The 20,056-nt window shown below is 67.7% G+C and carries 16 protein-coding genes; 7 read left to right on the top strand and 9 right to left on the bottom strand.

The genetic code is table 11. The features are described 5' to 3' along the window. Positions 1–3: 3 nt before the first annotated feature. Together rpsI and rplM are read right to left on the bottom strand one after the other, a co-directional pair. Positions 4–396 (bottom strand): 30S ribosomal protein S9, encoded by a 393-nt coding sequence (gene rpsI / locus ACPT9U_RS00650; protein ID WP_418363526.1) that lies wholly within the window; start codon positions 394–396, stop codon positions 4–6. A gap of 11 nt (positions 397–407) precedes the next feature. Next, entirely contained in the window at positions 408–836 is a 429-nt protein-coding gene (rplM, locus tag ACPT9U_RS00655; protein WP_418363527.1) for a 50S ribosomal protein L13, read from the bottom strand. A gap of 596 nt (positions 837–1,432) precedes the next feature. Here rplM and ACPT9U_RS00660 point away from each other — a divergent pair. Then, entirely contained in the window at positions 1,433–1,852 is a 420-nt protein-coding gene (locus tag ACPT9U_RS00660) for an OsmC family protein (RefSeq protein WP_435749545.1), read from the top strand. Between the two features lie 48 nt (positions 1,853–1,900). Here ACPT9U_RS00660 and coq7 read toward each other — a convergent pair whose 3' ends face one another. From coq7 to ACPT9U_RS00675, 3 genes are all read right to left on the bottom strand, one after another. Beyond that, complete coding sequence (gene coq7, locus ACPT9U_RS00665; RefSeq protein WP_435749633.1) at positions 1,901–2,521, bottom strand: 2-polyprenyl-3-methyl-6-methoxy-1,4-benzoquinone monooxygenase; 621 nt, start codon at positions 2,519–2,521, stop codon at positions 1,901–1,903. Continuing rightward, entirely contained in the window at positions 2,521–3,000 is a 480-nt protein-coding gene (locus ACPT9U_RS00670; RefSeq protein ID WP_418363776.1) for a CNP1-like family protein, read from the bottom strand. The genes coq7 and ACPT9U_RS00670 overlap by 1 nt, the downstream gene beginning before the upstream one ends. A gap of 116 nt (positions 3,001–3,116) precedes the next feature. After that, positions 3,117–3,704: an RNA pyrophosphohydrolase gene (locus ACPT9U_RS00675; protein ID WP_435749546.1), complete on the bottom strand. Its 588-nt coding sequence runs from the start codon at positions 3,702–3,704 to the stop codon at positions 3,117–3,119. 175 nt (positions 3,705–3,879) lie between these two features. Between ACPT9U_RS00675 and ACPT9U_RS00680 the strand changes: the two genes are divergently transcribed. Beyond that, positions 3,880–5,628, top strand: a complete 1,749-nt coding sequence (locus tag ACPT9U_RS00680) for a proline--tRNA ligase (protein ID WP_435749547.1) — start codon at positions 3,880–3,882, stop codon at positions 5,626–5,628. A gap of 16 nt (positions 5,629–5,644) precedes the next feature. Then, positions 5,645–6,307 carry a lytic transglycosylase domain-containing protein gene (locus ACPT9U_RS00685; RefSeq protein WP_435749548.1) on the top strand — a complete coding sequence of 221 codons (663 nt, stop codon included), beginning with the start codon at positions 5,645–5,647 and terminating at the stop codon, positions 6,305–6,307. 8 nt (positions 6,308–6,315) lie between these two features. Here the strand turns inward: ACPT9U_RS00685 and ACPT9U_RS00690 are convergent, their stop codons facing one another. Beyond that, positions 6,316–6,948, bottom strand: a complete 633-nt coding sequence (locus ACPT9U_RS00690; protein ID WP_435749549.1) for a bactofilin family protein — start codon at positions 6,946–6,948, stop codon at positions 6,316–6,318. Between the two features lie 409 nt (positions 6,949–7,357). Here ACPT9U_RS00690 and ACPT9U_RS00695 point away from each other — a divergent pair, with 409 nt between their 5' ends. From ACPT9U_RS00695 to ACPT9U_RS00705, 3 genes are read left to right on the top strand one after another with little or no spacing between them, the layout of a single operon-like run. After that, positions 7,358–8,764, top strand: a complete 1,407-nt coding sequence (locus ACPT9U_RS00695; protein ID WP_435749550.1) for an ATP-binding protein — start codon at positions 7,358–7,360, stop codon at positions 8,762–8,764. Further along, positions 8,757–9,308: a hypothetical protein gene (locus tag ACPT9U_RS00700; RefSeq protein WP_435749551.1), complete on the top strand. Its 552-nt coding sequence runs from the start codon at positions 8,757–8,759 to the stop codon at positions 9,306–9,308. The genes ACPT9U_RS00695 and ACPT9U_RS00700 overlap by 8 nt, the downstream gene beginning before the upstream one ends. Further along, positions 9,305–10,702: a sigma 54-interacting transcriptional regulator gene (locus ACPT9U_RS00705; protein WP_435749552.1), complete on the top strand. Its 1,398-nt coding sequence runs from the start codon at positions 9,305–9,307 to the stop codon at positions 10,700–10,702. The genes ACPT9U_RS00700 and ACPT9U_RS00705 overlap by 4 nt, the downstream gene beginning before the upstream one ends. Positions 10,703–10,705: 3 nt before the next feature. Here ACPT9U_RS00705 and tldD read toward each other — a convergent pair whose 3' ends face one another. From tldD to ACPT9U_RS00720, 3 genes are all read right to left on the bottom strand, one after another. Then, on the bottom strand, positions 10,706–12,151 hold the full coding sequence (gene tldD, locus ACPT9U_RS00710) for a metalloprotease TldD (RefSeq protein ID WP_435749553.1): 1,446 nt from the start codon (positions 12,149–12,151) through the stop codon (positions 10,706–10,708). A gap of 133 nt (positions 12,152–12,284) precedes the next feature. After that, on the bottom strand, positions 12,285–13,109 hold the full coding sequence (locus ACPT9U_RS00715) for a carbon-nitrogen hydrolase family protein (RefSeq protein WP_418363537.1): 825 nt from the start codon (positions 13,107–13,109) through the stop codon (positions 12,285–12,287). A gap of 101 nt (positions 13,110–13,210) precedes the next feature. Beyond that, positions 13,211–17,104 (bottom strand): YhdP family protein, encoded by a 3,894-nt coding sequence (locus ACPT9U_RS00720; RefSeq protein WP_435749554.1) that lies wholly within the window; start codon positions 17,102–17,104, stop codon positions 13,211–13,213. A 210-nt stretch (positions 17,105–17,314) separates the two neighbouring features. Here ACPT9U_RS00720 and glnE point away from each other — a divergent pair, with 210 nt between their 5' ends. Then, positions 17,315–20,023, top strand: coding sequence for a bifunctional [glutamate--ammonia ligase]-adenylyl-L-tyrosine phosphorylase/[glutamate--ammonia-ligase] adenylyltransferase (gene glnE, locus ACPT9U_RS00725; protein WP_435749555.1), 2,709 nt, complete (start codon positions 17,315–17,317; stop codon positions 20,021–20,023). The last annotated feature ends 33 nt before the right edge of the window (positions 20,024–20,056 follow it).

Raw genomic sequence — 20,056 nt, forward strand, 5'->3', positions numbered from 1 at the left:
GGATCAGCGCTTGGAGAACTGCTTCGCGCGGCGGGCCTTGCGCAGACCGACCTTCTTACGCTCCACCTCGCGAGCATCGCGGGTTACGAAGCCTGCGGAACGGAGTTCACCCTTCAGCTCGGCGTTGTAGTCCACCAGCGCACGGGTGATGCCGTGACGCACGGCGCCGGCCTGACCGGACTCGCCACCGCCGACGACGTTGACCATGATGTCGAACTTGCCTTCGTTGCCGGTGAGAACCAGCGGCTGACGCACGATCATGCGGCCGGTTTCACGCGAGAAAAACTCGTCGACCGGCTTGCCGTTGACGACGATGTTGCCGGTACCCGGCTTGATGAACACACGAGCGACCGCAGTCTTGCGACGACCGGTACCGTAGTTGTAAGTCACAGCCATTGTCGGCTCCTTCAGATCTCGAGAACTTGCGGCTGCTGAGCGGTGTGCGGGTGAGCGGGACCCGCGTAGCACTTCAGCTTCTTCAGCATGGCGTAGCCCAGCGGGCCCTTCGGCAGCATGCCCTTCACCGCCTTCTCGAGCACGCGCTCGGGGAAGCGCTGCTGGAGCTTGGTGAAGTTGGTTTCGTAGATACCGCCCGGGTAACCCGAGTGACGGTAGTACTTCTTGTCCTGCGCCTTGTTACCGGTTACGCGCAGCTTGTCCACGTTGACCACGACGATGTAGTCGCCGGTATCCACGTGCGGGGTGTAGATGGCCTTGTGCTTGCCACGCAGGCGACGGGCGACTTCGGCGGCGAGACGGCCAAGCACCTTGTCCGTGCCGTCGACAACGAACCAGTCGCGCTTGACCTCGTGCGGCTTGGCGGAAAACGTCTTCATGTGAATCCTCGATCTTGTCGGGCCGTAAGAGATGGCCGTCAAACGGAAAGCTCGCAATCCTACGTCCAATAGGTAGCACCTGTCAATCGCCGAAAACGGCGTCGACGGTTTTGCGGGCAGCGCATACCAAAAAAAACGCAGTCCGACTGGACTGCGTTAAATCCACACCAAAGGAGGAGGGTGGAGGAGACATCGTTTGGACCGGCGCGAGCACTTGAAACATCTTGCCGCGTCAGCGATCCGACTGGGACGAATTATCCATGTCTCACGCAGCGCGTGCAAGAGCGCTTTTGTGCATTGCGTAAGAAAAGTTTTGATTTACCCATAAGCAGCCTCTATTTTAATCAAACGCCTTGTTTTAGATCAAATTTCTCCACCAAGGAGCGTCCCACAGAAGCGCCTCTGACAATTCCTTTGTCATTCCAAGCAGTACTTTTTGCGCAGTGCGGCACTACGCTACCGTATGGCGGACCGGCCGCCACCTTCAATCCACGGCGGCCGGCAGCCACCCCCTCTACTGCCCGCCCCTGCGGTAAGATCGCGCCTCCCTGACAACCCAGAGCGAGAAGAGGGCCCTGCCCCAGGAGTGAAAACCTATGGAATGCACCGTCAAATGGTTCGACGGCATGAGCTTTGTCGCAGAAACCGGATCGGGTCACCTTCTTGCCATGGACGGAGCCCCCGAAGCGGGCGGGCGCAACCTCGCACCACGGCCGATGGAGCTTCTTCTTGCTGGCGCGGGCGGCTGTACGGCTTTCGACGTGGTGATGATCCTCAAGCGCGGCCGTCACGACATTCGCGGCTGCAGTGTGCGCCTCGAAGCTGAGCGGGCAGACGCGGACCCGAAGGTGTTCACCCGGATCCGATTCATCTACACCGTGAGCGGGCGCAACCTGAAGCGCGAAAGCGTGGAGCGTGCCGTCCACCTCTCCGCAGACAAATACTGCTCGGCTTCGATCATGCTGGCGAAGACGGCCGCGATCACCCACGAGGTCGAGCTCGTCGAGCTGGATTGACTCGCCCTGCGGCCCGCCCCCGAGGCTGCAGCCGAGCCCGGGGCTGGATCAGACGCGGTAGGCGAGCGTCGTCATCACCCGCGCGGCGAGCTTCATCGCTGTCCTTGCCGGTGCAGGAAGCGCGTGCGCACCCAGCCGAACCGCCATCTCGGCATGCTCGGCTTCATCCACCTTCATCTGCTCGACGATCGCACGCGAACGCTGATCCGTTGGCGGCAGCGTGTCGAGATGGCCCTTCAGGTGCTGCTCGACCTGGCGCTCGGTTTCGGCGAGGAAGCCCAGGTTCCAGCGCTCCCCGAAGCGTCCCGCGAGCATCCCGAGCGCGAGCGCGCCACCGTACCAAACGGGATTGAGCAGACTCTTGCGCCCCCCCAGCTCGGAGATGCGGCGCTCGGTCCAGGCCAGGTGCTCCGTTTCTTCCTGCGAGGCCTCGCGCATCGCATCCCGGACCGCCGCATCGCGCGACATGATCGCCTGCCCCTGGTAGAGCGCCTGCGCGCAGACTTCTCCAACGTGGTTCACCCGCATCAGCGCTGCCGCATGCGCGCGCTCGGCATCGCTCATCTCCGATTCTGGTATCCCATCGCCAGGTACGGGACGAACGCTTCGCGCCTGCGCAAAGACGGTGCGCAGGGCTTTGTCGAACTCGATGATGGCCTGATCGATCATCATTGGCGGACTCCAAGAGGATCAGTGGGCTCACGCCTCTGCTGCAGCAGACGCAAGGCCTGTTTGCGGTCGCGCGGACCAGCCGCCCCATCGCAAAAATAATCATAGGCCAGCGCGGCACGCGGACGGTTGTACCGGTTGTCGCGGATCGGCTGCCAGTCGCTGTTCTTCAGCAACGTCCAACTTCCGTCCTTGCGCCCGCTCGCATAGATGCGGCGCTCGCCGGTCGCACAGCGGATGCCCTCGAAGGTCACATTCTCCGCACCTCCCGGCGTGCGCACCACCAGCGTGTAGCGCACCACGCCATCCGTGCCGACGCGAACGCTTTCCTCGTCCACAAAGAAGCGGTTGGGTGAAGGCGAGCCAATGTCGAATGTGCGCAGACCGGCCTCCGCAGGCGCCGCCGGCAGTTCCACCTCCCCCTCCTGCCAGTCGGGATCAGCCTCCACGAGCAGGCCCGCCACTGCGGGCGCCACCATGCCGGCGGCCAGCGCCAGGCCGGCAAGCCAGCCACGAACAAAAGATGTCTTCAAGAGTGCAGATCTCCGCATGATTGGCGCGCAGGCCCTCCCGCGCGGCCCCGACTCCGACTCGACTAGCCTTTGTGTGCCAAGTCCCGTCGCGCCTGCTGACCCAGCATGACACGCACCGGCTCCGGCGCGACCGGCGGCTCCGGCAGGCGATACGCGTCAGGCAGTTCGAACGCACGGGAACGAAACAGGATGCGCGCCAGTTCGATCAGCGCGAGCTGGTACACCTGCCGTTTGAACTCGATCACCGCCTCGAGCGGTACCCAGTAGTTGCTCCAGCGCCAGGCATCAAATTCCGGATGGGTGCTCGCACGCAGACAGACGTCCGAATCGCGCCCCACCAGCCGCAGCAGGAACCAGATCTGTTTCTGGCCGCGGTAGGTGTTGCGCCATTCACGCCGTATCCAGTGCTTGGGCACCTCGTAGCGCAGCCAGCCGCGTGTGCGGCCGAGGATCTTGACGTGTTCCGGGCGCAGCCCGACTTCCTCGAAAAGCTCCCGGTACATGGCCTGCTCCGGCGACTCGCCGTGCTTGATGCCACCCTGCGGGAACTGCCAGGAATGTTCGCGGATACGCTTGCCCCAGAACACCTCATTGCGCGCATTGACCAGAATGATGCCGACGTTCGGGCGAAAGCCTTCACGGTCAAGCATGACAAACCTTCAATTTCGGTTGATTGGATGCGATTTTTTCACACTTGCGCATGCTTTGAAAGCACACCGCTGACGTGCATCGACTAAGCTCATGACGCACGGAGCGTTGCGCGGCGGTGCCATGCGCTAAAATCCCGCGCTCCTGTCCTACCAAGCCATACAGTCGAAGACCCTCATGCGCGCCAGCCAGTTCCACCTGTTCACCCTCAAGGAAGCCCCGTCGGATGCGGAAGTCGTCAGCCAGAAGCTGATGCTGCGTGCCGGCATGATCCGCAAGGTCGCCGCCGGCATCTACAGCTATATGCCGATGGGGCTGCGTGCCATCCGCAAGGTCGAGACCATCGTGCGCGAGGAGATGGATCGCGCCGGCGCAATGGAGCTGATCATGCCGATGGTGCAGCCCGCCGAGCTGTGGAACGAGACCGGGCGCTGGGACAAGATGGGCGACGAGCTGCTGCGCTTCAAGGACCGCCACGAACGCGACTTCGCACTGCAGCCCACCTCCGAGGAGGTCGTCACCGACATCGCGCGCCAGGAGCTCAAGAGCTATCGCCAGTTGCCGAAGAACTTCTACCAGATCCAGACCAAGTTCCGAGACGAACGCCGGCCGCGCTTCGGCATCATGCGCGGGCGCGAGTTCACGATGAAGGACGCCTACTCCTTCGACCGCAGCGAGGAAGCAGCAGGCCGCAGCTACGACATCATGTTCGCCGCCTACAAGCGCATCTTCGACCGCCTGGGTCTGGAGTACCGCGCCGTGGCGGCCGACACCGGTGCCATCGGCGGCGACCGCTCGCACGAGTTCCAGGTCATCGCCGACACCGGCGAGGACGCCATCGTCTACTGCCCCGACTCCGACTACGCCGCCAACATCGAGCTCGCCGAGGCCGTGTCTTTGCTCGCGCGCCGCGCCGAACCGGCCAAGGCGCTCGAGAAGACCCCCACACCGGGCAAGGCCACCTGCGAGGACGTCGCCAAACTACTCGGTGTACCGCTCGCGACCACGGTGAAGTCGCTGGTGCTCGCCACCGACGACATCGACGAAAAGGGCAAACCCGCTGGCGTCACCGTGTGGCTGCTGCTGGTGCGCGGCGACCATGCGCTGAACGAGGTCAAGGCCGGCAAGCTGGAAGGCCTGAAGGCGGGCTTCCGCTTCGCGACCGAAGCCGAGATCCTCGAGCACTTCGGCTGCAAGCCGGGCTATCTCGGCCCCCTCGGCCTGAAGAAGCCGGTCAAGGTCATTGCCGACCGCACCGTCGCCCACATGGCCGATTTCATCTGCGGCGCCAACGACGCGGACTTCCACTTCACCGGCGTCAACTGGGGCCGCGACCTGCCCGAGCCCGACCTGGTCGCCGACCTCCGCAACGTGGTCGAAGGCGACCCCAGCCCGGACGGCCGCGGCGTGCTCGCCATCCAGCGCGGCATCGAGGTCGGCCACGTGTTCTACCTCGGCACCAAGTACTCCAAGGCGATGAATGCCACCTTCCTCGACGAGGACGGCAAGCCCAAGCACTTCGAAATGGGCTGCTACGGCATCGGTGTCACCCGCATTCTGGGCGCCGCGATCGAGCAGAACCACGACGCCCGCGGCATCCTCTGGCCGCGCGCGATCGCGCCCTTCGAGGTGGTGATCTGCCCGGTGGGCTGGGGCAAATCCGAGGCCGTGCGCGACGAGGCGCAGAAGCTCTACGACGCGCTCATCGCCGCCGGCGTGGACGCCATCCTCGACGACCGCGACGAGCGTCCCGGGGTGATGTTCGCCGACTGGGAACTGATCGGCGTGCCGCACCGCGTCACCATCGGCGACCGCGGCCTCAAGGAAGGCGTGGTCGAGTACCAGGGCCGGCGCGACGCCGAAGCGGTCAAGCCGCCCGCCGGGGAAATCCTGGGCCATGTGCTCGAGCGCCTGAACCAGGGCTGAGCGCGGGAAGATCCGCATGCGCCCTTTACCCGCCCCGTTCCGCCAGCTCGCCGCCGCATGTGCGTTCGCGGTGGCGGCCGGCGGCGCACACGCCGGGGCGCAGCAGTACGAGCCCATGGCCGCGAGCGTACGCGCCGCGCTGTATGCCGCAGTCAGCGATGCCGCGGCACCGACGCTGCCGATTCCGGATGCCGGCGAGCGCGCGCAATGGCTCGCCGAGATGTCACGCCGGCTGGCGAAGCGCATCCCGGACGAGGCCTACCGCACGGAACTCCTCACCAGCATCCACTACGAGGCCACCCGTGCCGGGCTGGACCCGCAGATGGTGCTCGGCCTGATCCAGGTCGAGAGCGCCTTCCGGAAATACGCGATCTCGTCGGCAGGTGCACGCGGCTACATGCAGGTGATGCCATTCTGGATCAAGGTCATCGGCCGCGAGGACGACAACCTCTTTCACATGCGCACCAACCTGCGTTACGGCTGCACCATCCTGCGCCACTACCTCGACATCGAGAAGGGTGACCTCTTCCGCGCCCTCGGCCGCTACAACGGCAGCCTGGGCAAACCGCAGTACCCCAACCTCGTGCGCACCGCCTGGGAAAAGCACTGGACCTGGACGCCTCAGCAACTCGCCGCGGCGGTCCGCCCCCCGCCCAACGAGGCCGCCCGATCTCGATGAGTGTCGCCTCAGCCCGCCACGGCGGCGAGTGGGCGCGGCTCGGCAGGTTTGCCTTCGATCGCGCGCAACCCCTCCTTGGCGACGGCGCTCAGCGCCTGCACATCGCCCGACAGCTCCCCGCCTTCCTCGATCAGGATCTTGCCGTAGCGGATCTTGCCGCTCACGCGCCCGGTGGCGTGAATCAGCAGTTGCTTGCGCGCCGTGAGTTCGCCCTCAAAGTGGCCGTGGATCTCGGCAATGTCGATGCCGACCGTACCCTTGTAGGCGCCCTTCTCCGCGATGCGCAGCACACGGCTGTCCATCGTGGCCTCGACCCGACCTTCCACCACCAGCGTGTCGCAATCCAGGATCTCGGCGCCCTTGAGCTTTACCTCCGGTCCAACGATCAGGCGGCTCTCCCCCGTGCCCTCTGCGGCAGGCGCACCCGCCTTTTCCTCCAACCGCTCGCCGGCGTCGTCGCGCCCGGCCGTGGTGCCTGTTTGCGGGCTGGTGCGGGCGGTCTCCGGCGTGGCCGCGGAAGACTGGCGCTCACCGAAAGCCGTCGCTGAACTGGCAGCGGTGCCGCTCCCCACCGGGCGCCCGTTGCTGCGGCTGGAGGCGGTTTCGCTGCTTTTGTGGAACAGATTGGGCTTGTTGAACATGATTTCTCCTTGAGTCGGGGCTGCAGCCCTGGCGCTACAGACCATACCCTTCTAGCAAACACCATGCCTGCGCAGAAATCGGCATTGTGCTCAGACACTTGGCAACCGCAGTCCGGCGCGGGACGGAGCCTCATCCAGGCTGCAGGGGAAGAACTGTCGGGCGATGGCGACAGTTATTCTGCGTGGACACGCAAGCCGCTGAAGCGCCGGCGCTTGCACATGTCGCCCGCAGGCGACACCCGCACGGCGCTTACGTTGGCTTGCATTTGCACGCTCTGCCCGGGGCGTTTCCTGGCCTAGACTCGCGCGGGTCGGCTGCTCCAGCGCCACTCGATCGTCATGAATCGAACGAAGCGTGGAGTGGGCGCGCGTTCAAGCAAACCCCACCGTTTTCCGCAGAGCAGCTTCCATGCCACGCCTGTCCTTCCGCGCCATCCTGTTGCTTGGCTTCCTGCTGGTGGCCGGCATCCTGAGCACCATCACGGTGAGTGGGTGGCTGAGCATCGAAGCCCTGGCCCACCGGATCCATGATGAAAACCACACCGCACTGACGCTGAGCGCCGCTACCGCAAGACTGTCCGAGCGCAGCGTCGATCTCGAGCGTGCGGCGCGCCAGTTCATCGTGCTCGGTGACCACGCGCTCGTCGAGCGCTTCCAGGTAGCGCTCGACGACGCCCAGATCACGATCGCCACCCTCGAATCCAGCGCGGGAAGCCCTTCCGGGCCCCTCGCTGCCTGGCGTGAGGCCGCGATGCGCATCCACCGCGCCATCCTCGCCGGACAGGGCGGCGCCCCCATGCCACTCCTCGACGAGGACTTCACCGCCCTGTCCGTACAGGCCGCAGCACTGGACCGGCAGCTGCGCGCACATCTCGCGCAGCGCAACCAGGCGCTGTTGCAGTCCCTGGACGCGGCCCGCGACAGCGTGATCCTCCAGATTGCCATCGCGCTCACCGTCTCCGCCCTGCTCGCCGCGGCGAGCGCCTGGTGGTTGCTGCGCCCCCTCGTGCGTATCGAGCACGCGATCGGCGCGATCGGCGAGAACCGGCTCAGTGAGCCGATCCGCATCGCCGGCCCGGCCGACCTGCGCCAGCTCGGCGAACGCCTCGACTGGCTGCGCCTGCGCCTCGCCGAACTGGAAGCGAACCGCAACCGGGTGCTGCGCCACGTCTCGCACGAGCTTAAAACCCCGCTGGCCTCGCTACGCGAAGGCATCGCCTTGCTCTCCGACGGCGTGCTCGGCGAGCTCGACGCGCGCCAGCGCGAGGTCGCGAGCATTCTGGAACACAGTACGCAGGCGCTGCAGTCACGTATCGAGCAGCTCCTGCAATACAACGCGAGCCAGTTCGATGCGCGCAGGCTGGATCTGCGTGACACCGTCCTGCTGCCGCTGCTGCGTGAGGTCGGCGCCGAACAGCGCCTGCTTGCCGAGAGCCGGGAGGTCAGCATCCATGTCCGTGGCGACGCCCCGGCCGTGCGCGCCGATGCCGGCAAGCTGCGCATCGCCTTCGCCAACCTGCTGGCCAACGCCATCGCCTTCAGCCCAATGGGCGGGCGCATCGAACTGCTCGCCGGCAGCGACGGCGAGCGGGTCATCGTTGACTGTCTGGACGAAGGCCCGGGGATCGACCCCGACGAACTCGAACGCGTATTCGAACCCTTCTATCAGGGACGCCACAATCCGCCCGCCCCGGTCCAGGGCAACGGGATCGGCCTGGCCATCGTGCGTGAATTCGTCACGGCCCACCAGGGCAGGGTACGTGCTCTCCCGAGCGCCTGCGGGGCGCATTTCCGAATCGAACTGCCATATGCCTGAACAGCACCGTGCCCGCCTCACCGGCCACCACCTCACCGGCCACCGCCGCCCCGCCACGCTCCTGCTCCGGGCCACGGCGATAGCCTGCATCTCCCTGGCCGGCTGCACCGGCCTCCACGATCGCACGACATCCCCCGGGGCAATCGTCACCGCGCCCGCCGACACCAGCGCACATGAAGCCGCCCAGGAGCGTCTGCATACCGCAGTGCAGGCTCTGCAGCCCGGACAGGCGCGGCTGCAGCAGGCCCGCCGTGCGCTCGAAGGCCTGCTCGCCGATGGCAGCACCGAAGCCCGCGCGCACCACCCCTACGCGCGCGCGCTGCTCGAGCAGATCCGCGAGCGGCAACGCCTGATCGCACACAACGAGCAGCTCGTGCGCGAGCGCGACGCGGCCATCGCCGACCGGGACGCAAGGGCCCAGGCGCTGGAGGCGGCGCTGGCAGAAGCCCTGCTCGCGCGGGACGCGCTCCAGCACAAGCTCGACGCACTCGGCGAGATCGAACGCCGTCTTCCGGCCCCGGCCACACCCGGACTCGAACGATGAGCGTCGGACTCGCAGGCCGACGGGGTACAGCGCAGACGCGCGCGCGCCTGCTGGTGGTCGACGACGACCCCGATCTGCTGCGGCTGCTCGGCATGCGGCTGCGCGCCAGCGGCTATCAGGTGGTCGGCGCCGAGAATGCGGCACAGGCACGCGCGCACCTGAGCATCGACCACTTCGACCTCGTGCTCAGCGATGTCCGGCTGCCGGATGGGGACGGACTGGCGCTGTTCCGGGACATCCGCGCCCAGCACCCTGCACTGCCCGTGATTCTGCTCACCGCGCACGGCAGCATCCCGGACGCCGTCGAGGCGACGTCACACGGCGTGGCCGGCTACCTGACCAAGCCTTTCGACAGCCGCGACCTGCTGCAGCGCATCGCGCAGGCCCTGTCGCACGGCACCCCGGCCGACCAGAGCCCGCCCCAGGTCGATGCCGGCTGGCGTGCGGACATCATCAGCCGCAGCACCCGCATGCACGCCCTGCTCGACGAGGCCCGGCTGGTCGCTGCCTCCGACGCCAGCGTGCTGATCCGCGGCGCCAGCGGCACCGGCAAGGAAGTGCTCGCCCGCGCCATCCACCTTGCCAGCCCGCGCGCCACCGCGCCCTTCATCGCGATCAACTGCGGCGCGATCCCCGAGCCCCTGCTCGAGTCCGAGCTCTTCGGCCACGTACGCGGCGCCTTCACCGGGGCGAGCACTGCGCACACGGGCCTGGTCCAGGCCGCGCATGGGGGCACGCTGTTCCTCGACGAGATCGGCGACATGCCGCCCGCGCTGCAGGTCAAGCTGCTGCGGGTACTGCAGGAGCGCGCGGTACGACCGGTCGGCGCCACACACGCCCAGCCGGTGGACCTGCGCATCCTGTCCGCAACCCATCGCGATCTCGATACCGCGCTGAGCGAGGGGCAGTTCCGTGAGGATCTGTACTACCGCATCAACGTGGTGAGCCTGGAGTTGCCCACGCTGGCCGAGCGCCGCGAGGACATCCCGCTGCTCGCCGCGCACTTCCTGCGCGGCCTGGCGCAGAAATACGGCAAGCGCTTGGGCGGCTTCGCGCCGGAGGCGCTGGAGGCGCTGAGCACCGCCCCCTGGCCGGGCAACGTGCGCCAGCTGCACAACGTCGTCGAGCAGGTGTGCGCGCTTGCAACCACGCCCGTGATCCCGCGCGCCCTGGTTGAGCGCGCGCTGCGGGTGCAACCGATCGAGGCACTCGGCTACACCGAGGCCAAGCGTCGCTTCGAACACAACTACCTGATCCAGTTGCTCAAGCTCACCGCGGGCAACGTCTCCGACGCAGCGCGCCTGGCGGAGCGCAACCGCACCGAGTTCTACCGCCTGCTGCAGCGCCACGGGCTCACGCCCGGCCTCTTCCGCGAGGGGCCGCCGGCTCCCTGAACCTCAGGCCGTCCCACCCACGGTCAGGCCGTCGATGCGAAGGGTCGGCTGGCCGACGCCCACCGGCACGCTCTGGCCGTCCTTGCCGCAGGTGCCCACGCCCGGGTCGAGCGCCATGTCGTTGCCGACCATCTTCACCTTGGTCAGCGCATCCGGCCCATTACCGATCAGCGTCGCACCCTTGACCGGGCGCGTGACCTTGCCGTTCTCGATCAGGTACGCCTCGGAGGTCGAAAACACGAACTTGCCCGAGGTGATGTCCACCTGACCGCCGCCGAAATTGGCCGCATACAGCCCCTTCTTCACGGACTTGATGATCTCCTGCGGGTCCCGGTCGCCGTTGAGCATGTAGGTGTTGGTCATGCGCGGCAGCGGCAGGTGGGCAAAGGACTCGCGTCGGCCGTTGCCGGTGAGGCCCATCCCCATCAGACGCGCGTTCATCATGTCCTGCATGTAGCCGGTGAGGACGCCGTCCTCGATCAACACGGTACGCGCGGTAGGGTTGCCCTCGTCGTCGATCGAGAGCGAACCGCGACGGTCGGGCAGCGTACCGTCATCGACCACGGTGACGCCCTTTGCAGCCACCTGCTGGCCGATCCGCCCCGAAAACGCCGAGCTGCCCTTGCGGTTGAAATCACCCTCCAGGCCATGACCGATCGCCTCGTGCAGCAGGATGCCCGGCCAGCCCGGCCCGAGCACCACCGGCATGGTGCCGGCCGGTGCGGGATCGGCGCCCAGGTTCACGCGCGCCTGGTGCACCGCGGCCTGCGCATACTCCTGCAGGCGCTCGTCGGTGAAAAAGCCGTAGTCGTAGCGCCCGCCGCCGCCGGCGCTGCCCTGCTCGCGGCGACCGTTGTCCTCCATGATCACGGTGATCGACACACGCACCAGCGGGCGCACGTCGGCGGCCTGGTGGCCATCGCTGCGCACCACCATCACCACCTCCCAGGAGCCGGCGATGTGCGCCATGACCTGGGACACACGCGCATCCGCATCACGGGCGAACCCCTCCAGGCGCTCAAGCAGCCGGACCTTGGCGGTATCGTCCAGCGAGTCGAGCGGATCATCGGCGCGGTACAGGCGGGTGCGCAGCTTGTGCGGCCGGATGCCGACCTCACGCCGCTCCCCCGCCGCGGCGATCGCGCGCGTGGCGGTGGCCGCGTCGATGAGGGCGTCGACCGAAATGTCGTCGGAGTAGGCGAAGGCGGTCTTCTCGCCGCTGATCGCACGCACACCCACACCCTGCTCGATATCGAAACTGCCCGACTTGACGATGCCCTCTTCCAGACTCCAGGCCTCGGAGCGCTGGTACTGGAAGTACAGGTCGGCAAAATCGATGTCGTGCCGCATCAGCTTGCGGAAGGTCTTCTCGAGTTCTGCCCCGCCCAGGCCGTAAGGCGACAGCAGGTAACGGTCGGCGACCTTGAGGGGGTTCTGGCTCTTGCTCATCGGAATTCCTTGTTGTTCATGCCGGCTTCGACCGGCACACGACGAAAACGATCATCCAGCGCTACCCACCGCTCACGCGAGCGGCCGTCAACGCATAGGTACTGGCCGGGCGCACGCGCCGTCACCGCGCTGCTCAGCCCAATCGCCGATGCGCCAGCGCCGGGAGACTCTCACGGACTGCGGCGATTCTGGCCGGATCCAGCGCGGCGAGCACCACCCCCGGGCCTTCCTCGCGGCAGGCGAGCACCTCGCCCCAGGGGTCGATGATCATGGTGTGCCCCCAGGTCACGCGTCCGCTCGGGTGCCTGCCACCCTGCGCAGGCGCCATCACGTAGCACTGATTCTCGATCGCGCGCGCGCGCAACAGCACCTCCCAATGTGCGCGGCCGGTGGTGTGGGTGAAGGCCGCGGGCAGCACGATCAGATCGACCGGTCCCATGGCACGGAAGAGTTCGGGAAAGCGCAGGTCGTAGCAGACGGAGAGTCCGACCCGACCGAAGGGCGTGTCGAAGCAACGCACCGCATCGCCCGCCTCGATCGTGGCGGACTCGTCATAACGCTCTTCGCCGCGCTGGAAGCCGAACAGGTGAATCTTGTCGTAGCGCGCGACCTGCCGGCCGCAGTCATCGAACACGAGGGTGGTGTTGCGCACCTTTTCCGGCGCGCCGGACTCGAGCGGGATGGTGCCGCCCACCAGCCACACACCATGGCGCCGCGCCATATCGGCGAGGAAGTCCTGCAGCGGCCCGCCATCCGCGCGCTCACGGATGCGCACCTTGGCGCCCTCATCGGCGCTAATGAGCGGGAAGTACTCCGGCAGCGCGACCAGCCGCGCGCCCGCCGCGGCGGCCTCGGCCACCAGGCCGGCGATCTGTTCCAGGTTGGCCTGTACATCGGGGCCGGATACGGTCTGGATGGCTGCGATGTGCACGGTCGAAGCGGGAGTCTGCTGCGTCATTTCGGTGCTCAATTGCAAACGGTTGGCCTGGCGAAGTTCGCGAGAAGAGGATGGGCCGGAACGGCCCGGGAAACGGGATCGGCAAGGTCTGCACACGATGCCTACTGCGCCGGCCGCGCCTCGGCACCGGTCCGTCGCGCCACCAGCGGATCACTCCAGCTGCCGGTGATCGAATACTCGAAGGTGAAGAGCTTCTCGATCGGATCGCTCAGCACCTTCTGCGCGAGATAGGTCACGACCCCCACGGCCGGGTTCAGCAGCCCCGCCGCTGCACCAATCGCCACCGATTCGGACAGGGTCGGCTGGACGAACACCTGCAGATCCTGGGTTTCGGCGACCACGTCCGCCGTGCCGCTCATGCGCACCCGCGCCGCGGGCCCGCGGATGTCGAGGTCGTCGGTACGCAGGACACCGGAAGCGAGTTCGATGCTACCGGAAATGCGGTCGAAGGCGAATCCCTCCGAGAACACGTCACGGAAATCGAGCGTGATCCGGCGCGGCAGGGACTGCAGGCTTAGGATGCCGAGCAGACGCCCGACGCCGGGCTCGAGCTTGTTGAACTGCCCGGCACCCGTCTCGAACTGGAGCGCACCCGAAAGCGTCGGATGGTCGATGCGCGTAGGCGCCCCCCGCCAGGCAAGGCGGCCGGACAGATCGGCGGCGCCCCCGCGCACAACGTCTGCGTAGCCCAAGCGGCGCACCAGCTGCCCCATGCTGGAAGTCGAGAGGGTGAATTCGAGCTGCGTACGTTGCAGGCCCGATGACCGCCATTCACCGTGGCCGACCACCCGGCCGTCCTCGTTGTGGAGCGCAAGGCGCTCGAGCTGCCACAACCTGCCGCGGTTGCGGGCAAGGAGTTCCAGCCGGCCGAGTTCCAGTCCGTCGAGCACGAAACGCTCGGCGACGATGTCAAGCGCAGGCAGACTGCCCGGGTCGCGCCCTTCTGCCGCCACCTCGTCCCCAGCAGGCTCTGGCTCGCCATCCGCCACGGCTGCGTCCTCCGTGCCCTTGCGCGCATCCGCACCGCGCACCAGGCTCAGGTGGCGGAAGCGCGCCAACAGCGCGCCGCTGCCCGCATGGCGCCAGTCGAACTCGCCATCGGCGACATCGCTCTCAAGGCGCGCCTTCCACCCCCCGGCGTCCGCCGTGGCGCGCAGATCGACCGCCTTGAGGGTCTGCCCGAGAACGCTCAGCTCATCCGCCGCCAGCGCAACTTCCGACCACGCAGGCACCTCGCCGATCGCAGGCATCTCGCCGCCCCCCGATTCAAGCGCCCGCTGCCAGGCATCGAGGTCGAGCCGGTCGAGCACGGCCGCAATGCGCACCCCGTCGGCCGAAGCCGGTGGTGCATCGACCGTCGCCCGCCCCAGCGCTACACCGCCACGCAGCGCGGGGTGCGCACCCTCCTGCCGGCTGAGGGCCGCGCGCAGCAGCGCGCCTGCGCGCAAGGCGTAGGTTTCAGCCGCATCAGGCCCGGAATGCTCGAAGCGGAACTCCGTCGCCCATGCCTCACCGGCCGATTTGTTCAGCGGCGCAGGCAGGCTGGAGGACAGACCGACGAGATCAGAGCTCACTTCGACCTGCGTACCCTGCCCCTGCACCGAAACCGCGGCCTTCCAGCCCACATCCCCCGAGATTGCGTTGAGCAGGTGCAGGTCGTAGGCCGCGCGTACCGCATCGGCGCCTGCCCTGCCGCTGGCTTCGAAGCGGACGCCGCCGTCCTTCAGCGTTTTCGCGACCAACCGCAGCGGGTGTCCGAACAAGCGGGCACGCGCCTCGGGGATGGAGAGCGAATCCCCAGTAAACCGGATCTGCCCCGCCGCACCCTCAAGTGCAGGCAACGCCTCCAGCAGGCGGATGCGGTTGCCGGCAAAGCGGAAATCTCCACCCACACGGGTCTCGGCAACCGCGTGCAACGGCATGTCCAGTTCGAGCGCGAGCACCCCCTCGCCCTGGGCGGCGATACCTGCAGTAAACCGGCCCACGCGCCGGGCGACCGGGCTCTCGGCCACGAAGCGCAGAAAATCTGCAGTCGCGCCGGCTGCTTGCCCCCGGATCTGCATGACGGGCGTCGGCCGCGCATCCAGGTCAGGGATCTCGGCCACCACATCGCGCAGCGCGACCCCGAGGATCCTGCCCTGGCTTGCCGCCATGCGCATGCCCGCTGCCTCGAAGCGAAGCTCGCCGGCGATACCCTCGATACCGGGCCAGCCCGGCGCGTAGTCAAGCACGGCATCGGTAATCCGCACCGTGACCAGGAACTGTCCACTGCCATCGCGGAAAGGAAAATCCGACAGGGCGCCCTTCAGCCGCAGGCGCGCCTCGGGCACCGTCGCCTGACGGATCGCATGCTGCACCCATGCCCGTGTGTGCGCATTGACCACGCTGGGCAGATAGCGCCAAACCGAGGTGCCCTCGGCCCGGTGCAGTCTGGCCTGCAGGTCGATCTCGCCCGCCCCGCCATCGGGCCAGTAACGACCCGATGCGCTGCCCGCCGCGTCAGCGTTCTCGAACTCGGCTCCGTCCAGCACCACCTCCAGCCTGCCTTCACGCTGCGACCAGCCACCATCGGCACGGAAACGCGCGAAATCGAGCCGCCCCTGTTCGAACACGGCCGGTAGATCGATGTGCATGTCCTCGCCGTCGAGACGGAAGCGGCCACGTTCGCCATCCCCCTCGACACTTCCCGACAGACCGCCCATGCCAGGAAGATTCGCCTGCGCCCGCACCCCCAGCCCCTCGAACCGTGCCGCCAGCGCCCAGTGCGCGGGCGCCGCGGCGGGGCCCTGCCACGACAGACGCAGGTCGTTCACCCGTCCGCGAGGCTCGAAGCCCGCCAGGCGTGCGCGCACCCCCTCGTCGAGCGGCAGGTGTGCGGCAAGCGCCGCCAGCGCGGCGAAATCGAGCCGGTTTGCGCGCAACTGCCCGCCCGCCGCCGCAGCGCCATCCTCCTCGCCGTGCGCGAGCTCGAACATCAGGTCGGCGGGGGCCAGGCGCAAGCCCGCGTCCTGCTCCAGCGCCAGCGCATGTGTGCTCACCCGCCAATGCTTCGCATCACGCGCAAGGCCCAGCCTGCCTTCCAGCCGCTTCAGCGCCAGTTCAGACAGCCCTTCGGCGAGCCGGGTGCGCACGCCGTAGAGCGCGAGATCCGCAGTAAGCGCAAAACCTCCCCTTCCGTCCGCATCGATCCAGGCCCGCGCCGCGCCGCGGCCGTCGAGCGGCAGGGGATAGTCGAGCCATGGCCGCCATGCACCGAGCTCGGCCTCGTCCAGCGCCACATGAAAACTGCCGCGAACGTGCGCGAGCGGCGCGCGCGCGCCGCCAGTCAGATCCAGTTCGCGCACCTCGGCACGTACGCTCAGGCGCGCTGCGATCGCGGGGGGAGGTTCGGCCTCGAACGCCATGCGCGTGGCGAAGCCGCGCCGGTCAAGACGAAACGACACCTTGTCGAGCACGAGCAGCGGCGCGGCCCGGGTCTCGTCCTCCCAGCTCAGCCGCGCGCCATGGATGAAGATCTGGCGCTGTGCGAACAGCCATTGCAGCCCCGCGCCATCCGGCCCGCCTCCACGAACAGGCACGCCGGCGACATGCAGCATGCCTTCTGCATCACGGCGCAGCGCAAGCTCGGGGGCGACGATTTCCAGGCGGTGGAAATAGGGCCGCAGGCGAAGCAGCGAGCTCCACGCCAGCGTGGCATCGACCGCCCGCAGGGTGAGCGCGGGCCGGCCGTCGACGTCGGCGATGCCGATGTCGGCCATGCGCAGGCGCGGACGCCACCCCGCCCAGCCGCCCTCAAGCTGGCCGATGGAGACCGGCAGGCCGATCTGCGCCGCCAGCGCACGCTCGATCGGCCCGCGAAACTCGCCCACCGCGGGCAGCAGGACATGGCGCGCCACGAGCATCAGCGAAGCCCCGGCACACCACAGCAGCACGAGTGCGAACGCAGCGCGCGCGAACGCACGGCGCAGCCGCTCCGCCGTGCGCGGAGGCGACACCGAAACCGCCACGGGGGGCGGAGGAGCTGCGGCCGAGCCAGAATCTTGCGTGTTCAGGGAAATGCTCGATAGCTGTGTGGCACATCGCCACGATCGTCATGCCGGCCGGCTGCGCGGGCGGATAAAATGGACGTCTCTGCGGTACCGGCGGGCATTGCGCCGGAACGGCCGCATTCTACCAACGATCCGCGTCCGCACTGGAGCCACGCCATGTCCACCCTCCCCAGCGCCAGCGCGCCAGGCCTGCCCCCGGAAGTGCAGCAGGCCCGGCGCATGTCGCGCTATCTGTCGCGCATGCTCGACAGCCAGCCCTGGCTCGGACCCGCGCTGGTCGCGAGCATGTCGGCACCGATCGGCGAAGCCCAGATGCAGCGCTTCATTGCCGAACGCGAGCAGGTGCACGGCGGTGGGGACGCCGCGTTGCGCCCCGCCCTGCGCCAGTTGCGGACCTGGGTGCTGTGCCACCTCATCGTGCGCGATCTGGCGCTCGCCGCCCCGCTGGCCGAGGTCATCCAGACCATGACGCTGCTCGCCGAAACCGCGATCCGGCACGCACACGACGTGCTGCACGCTGGACTCGTCGAGCGCTACGGCCAGCCGCTCTCACCCACCGGCTGGGAGCAGGAGCTGCTGGTGATCGGCATGGGCAAGCTCGGCGGGCGAGAGCTCAACGTGTCCTCGGACATCGACCTGATCTTCGTCTACCCGGAAGACGGCGATACCGGCGGCAAGAAGGTCATCAGCAATTTCGAGTTTTTCGAGCGCCTCGGCAAGCAGCTCATCCAGGCCCTGGCCGAGATCACCGAGCACGGCCAGGTGTTCCGGGTCGACATGCGTCTGCGCCCGAACGGCGACTCCGGCCCGCTGGTGTGCTGCTTCGACATGCTGGAGAACTACTTCTTCACCCAGGGCCGCGAGTGGGAACGTTACGCCTGGATCAAGGGGCGCGTGCTGCTCGGCCAGCGCTGGCCCGAGCTGCGCGACATCGCCCGTCCATTCGTATTCCGCAAGTATCTCGATTTCGGCGCGATCAACGCGATGCGCGACCTGCATGCGCAGATCCGCCGCGAGGTGGCTCGCCGCGACCGGGTGAACAACGTCAAGCTCGGCCCGGGCGGTATCCGCGAGATCGAGTTCATCGCCCAGGTGTTCCAGCTCATCCGGGGCGGCCGCGACATCGCGCTCCAGGTGCGCCCAACGCTCAAGGTGCTCGAAATGCTCCCCGAACGCGGCATTCTCTCCCCCGAGGCGGTGGCCGAGCTGTCCTCGGCCTACGTCTTCCTGCGCCGACTCGAGCATCGGTTGCAGTACCTCGACGACGCACAGACGCACGATCTGCCCGCAAACACGGAAGACCAGGCGCGGATCGCGGAGGCCATGGGTTTCGCCGACTACCCTGCCCTGCAGAGGGTGCTTGCGGCACATCGCACGGTCGTGAGCCGCCACTTCGACCATGTGTTCGGCGACCCGTCGGAAGAGGATCACAGCCTGGACGCCGTATGGTCCAACGCGGAGGACCGCGACGCCGCAACCGATGCGCTTGCGGGGCTGGGCTACCTGCATCCCGGCGCCGGCGCCGAGCGTCTCGCCGCAATCCACGCCAGCCCGCGCTACCGCCAGCTGCCCAACAACATCAAGAGCCGCTTCGACGCGCTGGTGCCGCGCATGGTCGAGGCCGCAGCCACCAAGCCCGGAGCGGACGACACCCTGGCGCGGATGCTCGACCTCATCGAGGCGATCGGCCGCCGCGGCGCCTACCTCGCGCTGCTGCAGCAATATCCGCAGGCGCTGCAGCGCGTCGCCGACCTGATGAGCGCATCGCGCTGGGCGGCACAGTTCCTCACCCGGCATCCCATCCTGCTCGACGAGATGCTCGATTCGCGCAATCTCGACACGCCCCCGGACTGGGCCGCCTTCCGCACCAGCCTGGCCGCCGAGCTGGAGACGCTCGAACCCGACATGGAGCGCCAGATGGACGTGATGCGCGAGCAGCACCACGCCCAGGTGTTCCGCCTGCTCACGCAGGACATCGCTGGCCTGCTCACGGTGGAAAAGCTCGCCGATCACCTCTCCGAGCTCGCCGACATCATGCTCGATCTCACGCTGCCGCTGTGCTGGCGTCGGATCAAGATCCGCCACCGCGAGGCGCCGCGTTTCGCCGTCGTCAGCTACGGCAAGCTCGGTGGCAAGGAGCTCGGCTACGCCTCCGACCTGGACATCGTTTTCCTCTTCGACGACGACGCGCCCGAAGCCCCCGAGGTCTACACGCGGCTCGCGCAGCGCACCAACACCTGGCTCTCCAGCCAGACCGCCGCCGGCCAGCTCTTCGATACCGACCTGCGCCTGCGTCCGAACGGCGAGTCCGGCCTGATCGTCACCTCCCTGGACGCCTTCCGCAAGTACCAACGCGAATCGGCCTGGGTGTGGGAGCACCAGGCGCTGACCCGGGCCCGCTTTTCCGCGGGCGACCGCGCCATCGGCGAGGCCTTCGAGCGCATCCGCTGCGAGGTGCTGCGCATGCAGCGCGACCGCAATGCGCTGCGCGCCGAGGTGCTGGCGATGCGCAACAAGATGCGCGATGCGCACGGCAGCAAGGGGGATGGCACATTCGAACTGAAGCACGATCCGGGCGGCCTGATCGACGTCGAGTTCCTGATCCAGTATCTGGTGCTGGGCTTCAGCCACGACCACCCGCAACTGACCGGCAACCTCGGCAACATCGCACTGCTGCGCATCGCCGGCGAGCTCGGCCTGATCCCCCGCGAACTGGCCGCCGCCTGCGCCGACAGCTATCGCGAACTGCGTCGCCTGCAGCACCGCCAGCGCCTGAATGACCGCCCGTCGCGGGTGGTACCCGAAGAAGCCGGGCACGCACGCGCCCCGGTGATCGCCCTGTGGCGGGAGGTGTTCGGCGAGTGAATGCCGAACGCGGACGCGTATGTCACGAAACCG

The sequence above is a fragment of the Thauera sp. AutoDN2 genome, from assembly GCF_051280715.1.
GTDB lineage: Bacteria > Pseudomonadota > Gammaproteobacteria > Burkholderiales > Rhodocyclaceae > Thauera.

Excerpts from the sequence above, each read along its gene's own strand:
- rpsI (WP_418363526.1), bottom strand. The coding sequence starts at position 396 with ATGGCTGTGACTTACAACTACGGTACCGGTCGTCGCAAGACTGCGGTC.
- rplM (WP_418363527.1), bottom strand. The coding sequence starts at position 836 with ATGAAGACGTTTTCCGCCAAGCCGCACGAGGTCAAGCGCGACTGGTTC.
- ACPT9U_RS00660 (WP_435749545.1), top strand. The coding sequence starts at position 1,433 with ATGGAATGCACCGTCAAATGGTTCGACGGCATGAGCTTTGTCGCAGAA.
- coq7 (WP_435749633.1), bottom strand. The coding sequence starts at position 2,521 with ATGATCGATCAGGCCATCATCGAGTTCGACAAAGCCCTGCGCACCGTC.
- ACPT9U_RS00670 (WP_418363776.1), bottom strand. The coding sequence starts at position 3,000 with ATGGTGGCGCCCGCAGTGGCGGGCCTGCTCGTGGAGGCTGATCCCGAC.
- ACPT9U_RS00675 (WP_435749546.1), bottom strand. The coding sequence starts at position 3,704 with ATGCTTGACCGTGAAGGCTTTCGCCCGAACGTCGGCATCATTCTGGTC.
- ACPT9U_RS00680 (WP_435749547.1), top strand. The coding sequence starts at position 3,880 with ATGCGCGCCAGCCAGTTCCACCTGTTCACCCTCAAGGAAGCCCCGTCG.
- ACPT9U_RS00685 (WP_435749548.1), top strand. The coding sequence starts at position 5,645 with ATGCGCCCTTTACCCGCCCCGTTCCGCCAGCTCGCCGCCGCATGTGCG.
- ACPT9U_RS00690 (WP_435749549.1), bottom strand. The coding sequence starts at position 6,948 with ATGTTCAACAAGCCCAATCTGTTCCACAAAAGCAGCGAAACCGCCTCC.
- ACPT9U_RS00695 (WP_435749550.1), top strand. The coding sequence starts at position 7,358 with ATGCCACGCCTGTCCTTCCGCGCCATCCTGTTGCTTGGCTTCCTGCTG.
- ACPT9U_RS00700 (WP_435749551.1), top strand. The coding sequence starts at position 8,757 with ATGCCTGAACAGCACCGTGCCCGCCTCACCGGCCACCACCTCACCGGC.
- ACPT9U_RS00705 (WP_435749552.1), top strand. The coding sequence starts at position 9,305 with ATGAGCGTCGGACTCGCAGGCCGACGGGGTACAGCGCAGACGCGCGCG.
- tldD (WP_435749553.1), bottom strand. The coding sequence starts at position 12,151 with ATGAGCAAGAGCCAGAACCCCCTCAAGGTCGCCGACCGTTACCTGCTG.
- ACPT9U_RS00715 (WP_418363537.1), bottom strand. The coding sequence starts at position 13,109 with ATGACGCAGCAGACTCCCGCTTCGACCGTGCACATCGCAGCCATCCAG.
- glnE (WP_435749555.1), top strand. The coding sequence starts at position 17,315 with ATGTCCACCCTCCCCAGCGCCAGCGCGCCAGGCCTGCCCCCGGAAGTG.